We start from the raw sequence: 1,695 nt of genomic DNA, 5'->3' as shown, positions 1-1,695 counted from the left end.
CGGGCTGTGCGAGCGCGCCGCCGAGCTGGACGGCACCACCAACCTCGCGAGCCACGTCGCGGACCTGACCGAGCACCTCGGCGGGCTCGACGGCGACCTCGTCCTCGTCGGACACAGCTACGGCGGCATGGTGATCGCGGGTGTCGCCGACGCGCTGCCCGGTCGCGTCGCCGGGCTCTGTGTCGTCGACGGGTTCGCGCCCGAGGACGGCGACTCCTGCTGGTCGTCGGTGAACGACGCCATGCGTGCCTGGTACGTCGAGGGCGCCGCGCGCACCGGCGTCCTCGTCGACCCGATGCCCCAGTTCGACGACCGCGCCACCGGGCACCCCCTCGCGAGCCTCGTCCAGCGAATTGCGCTCATCGGCGCGCACGAGGACGTCGGGACCAAGCACTACGCGCTCGCCGCCCACCCCGCCTGGACCCCGATCTCGCCGTTCCCGGGTGTCGCGGAGCGGCTGCGCGCCGACCCGACCTGGACGGTCCACGATCTCCCGACCACCCACAACGTGCTCGCGGACGGCCCGGACGTGCTCGTCGGCCTCGTCGAGACCGTGCTCGCGGACGTGGCCGAGGGGCACCAGGAGGGACCCACGCGTGGCGGCCGGGCGGTGATTCGGCCCGGCGGCGGGCAGGATGGCCGCCCGTGACCGTCGAGCACCCCGTGACCGAGAGCCCGGACTCGTTCCCCCGCCGCCAGGCCGCGACCCGGCGCTTCACGCTCGGCGCCCCGCGCGGCGTGACGATCGCCCCCGACGGGTCCCGGGTCGTCTTCCTGCGCAGCCGCGGCGGCGACGACCCGGTGACCTGCCTGTGGGTGCTCGACGTCGCGACCGGCGAGGAACACCTGCTCGTCGACCCCCTCACGCTCGACGTCCCGGGCGAGGACGACCTCCCACCCGAGGAGCGTGCCCGTCGCGAGCGGGTCCGCGAGCAGTCCGGCGGTGTCGTCGACTACGGGTGCGACCGCGACGTCGCGACCGCCGCCTTCGTGCTGTCGGGACAGGCGTTCACCGTCGGGCTCACCCCGGGCTCGACGCCCGCGCCGCTGCCCGTCGAGGGACCCGTCGTCGACCCGCGCCCGGACCCGTCGGGAACCCGCGTCGCGTTCGTGCGCGGCGGGGCGCTGCACGTACACACGCTCGGGTCGGGGGAGACGACGACGCTCGCGTCCCCCGACGCCGAGCACGTCACCTGGGGCCTCGCCGACTTCGTCGCCGCCGAGGAGATGAACCGCTACCGCGGGTTCTGGTGGGCTCCCGACGGCGCCTCGCTCGCGGTCGCCCGCGTCGACGACGCCGCGGTCACCCGCTGGCACATCGCCGACCCCGCCAACCCCGACCGCGAGCCCGGCGTCGTCGCCTACCCGGCCGCGGGGACGACCAACGCGACGGTGTCGCTGCACCTGCTCGGGCTCGACGGCGGGCGCACCGACGTCGACCTCGGCGACGACGAGTACCTCGCCGAGGTCACCTGGGACCGGCACGCGCTGCTCGTGACGACCGCGCCGCGTGACCAGAAGCGGGTGACGCTGCGGGAGGTCGACCCGGGGTCGGGACGCTCGGTCGAGGTGCGCTCCGACGTCGACGACGCCTGGGTCGCCCTGGTCCCGGGGGTGCCGGCGCACCTCGACGACGGGGGCCTCGTCTGGTGCGCGGACGCCGACGACGTCCGCCGGCTGGTCGTCGACGGTGAG

At 75.6% G+C, this 1,695-nt stretch carries 2 protein-coding genes; both read left to right on the top strand.

The window, feature by feature from the left end; genetic code table 11:
• On the top strand, window positions 1-649 hold a 649-nt coding region (locus AC0CYZ_RS13920), incomplete at its 5' end, for an alpha/beta fold hydrolase (protein ID WP_472216265.1).
• Window positions 646-1,695, top strand: a 1,050-nt coding sequence (locus AC0CYZ_RS13915) for a DPP IV N-terminal domain-containing protein (RefSeq protein ID WP_472216262.1), incomplete at its 3' end; no start/stop codon positions are given. The genes AC0CYZ_RS13920 and AC0CYZ_RS13915, both read left to right, overlap by 4 nt.

This window comes from Actinomycetospora sp. (assembly GCF_055612215.1).
This window is presented reverse-complemented; position numbering and strand designations above follow the sequence as displayed.